The sequence below is a fragment of the Brevundimonas sp. genome, from assembly GCF_004210735.1.
Lineage (GTDB): Bacteria > Pseudomonadota > Alphaproteobacteria > Caulobacterales > Caulobacteraceae > Brevundimonas.
The window spans coordinates 1-1,569 of sequence record NZ_SDZL01000129.1 but is presented as its reverse complement, the minus strand read 5'-3'; the positions used below and the strand labels follow the sequence as shown (position 1 = coordinate 1,569).

Sequence of the window (1,569 nt, the reverse complement as noted above, 5' to 3'; positions counted from 1 at the left end):
CCCGTCACATCGCCCACGCGCATCAAGCTGCGCAACATCAACGCCTTCTACGGCGCCAAGCAGGCCCTGTTCGACGTCAACCTCGACATTCCCGACAACGCCGTCACCGCCTTCATCGGCGCCTCGGGCTGCGGCAAGTCCACCCTGCTCCGCTGCCTCAACCGCATGAACGACACCATCTCGAACGCCCGCGTCGAAGGCGAGATCCTGATGGACGGCGTCGACGTCAATGGGCGAGACATCGACCCCGTCTCCGTCCGCACGCGCATCGGCATGGTCTTCCAGAAGCCCAGCCCGTTCCCGATGTCGATCTACGACAACGTCGCCTACGGCCCGCGCACGCACAGGATCACCAAATCGAAAGCCGACCTCGATGAACTCGTCGAGAAATCGCTCCGCCGCGCCGCCCTCTGGGAAGAAGTCAAAGACCGCCTCGACAAGCCCGGCCTCGGCCTCTCCGGCGGCCAGCAGCAGCGCCTCTGCATCGCGCGCACGCTCGCCGTCTCGCCCGCCGTCATCCTGATGGACGAACCCTGCTCCGCCCTCGATCCCGTCGCCACCGCGCACATCGAGCAGCTGATCGAAGACATCCGCCGTCACACCTGCATCGTCATCGTCACCCATTCGATGGCGCAGGCCGCCCGCATCAGCCAGATCACCGCCTTCTTCCACCTCGGCAAGCTGATCGAAACCGCGCCCACCGCCGATCTCTTCACCGCCCCGCGCGTCGACCAGACGCAAGACTACATCACCGGCCGCTTCGGCTGAGCGCACCCCACCACAATTGACGCCGATCAATCCGCGGTCGCATCCTGTCGCCTAGCCTTCCCCCAAGCTGGAAAAGGCCGCGCACCCCATGACCTACCGCACAATCCTCGTCAGCGTTGACGCCTACGGCGCCTCCCGCCTGCGCGTCGCCGCCGCCATCGATCTCGCCCGCCGCTTCAACGCCTCGCTCTCCGGCGTCTTCCTCCAGGCCGAGCAGATCCCGGCCTTCATCGCGGGCGACGCCTTCTCTGCCGTCACCGCCGTTGAATCATTCATGGAAGGCCGCAAGACCGCCATAGCCGAAGCCCTCGCCCCCGCCCGCGCGCTGTTCGAAACCGCCGCCACCAACGCCGGCATTCCCTTCAACTGGTACGAGATCAACGGCGACGACGTCGAAACGCTCACCGCCTGCGCCCGCCGCCACGACCTCACCATCCTGCCGCCGGACCTTCCCGTCGCCGGCCTTCAGGAAACGCTTCACGCAGCCCAGATCGCCATGGGCGCTGGCGGCCCAGTGCTTATTCTGCCGGAGGTCGGCTACGCGCCCGGCTTCGGCGCCAACATCCTCGTCGCCTGGAAGGAAACACGCGAAGCCGCCCGCGCCGTACGTGATGCCTGGCCCTTCCTCGCCGCCGCAAAGGACGTCACCTTCCTCACCGTCGGCCCCGACGCAGAGCCGGGCTTCGACTCGATGCAGCAGTTCAACCTCGCCGCCCACGATTGCGGCCACGCCCGCCTCGTCGTCGACACCAACGAGGATCGCGACATCGGCGACGCCATCCGCCTGCGCACCGGCATGGT

Annotated in this window: 2 protein-coding genes; both read left to right on the top strand. The window is 67.0% G+C overall.

Features of this window, described 5'->3' with window-relative positions:
* Window positions 1-768 (top strand): phosphate ABC transporter ATP-binding protein PstB (gene pstB / locus EON91_RS14395; RefSeq protein WP_292096088.1); only part of this gene is annotated, 768 nt, incomplete at its 5' end.
* An 88-nt stretch (window positions 769-856) separates the two neighbouring features.
* Window positions 857-1,569: universal stress protein (locus EON91_RS14390; protein WP_292096085.1), on the top strand; the 713-nt coding region annotated here is incomplete at its 3' end.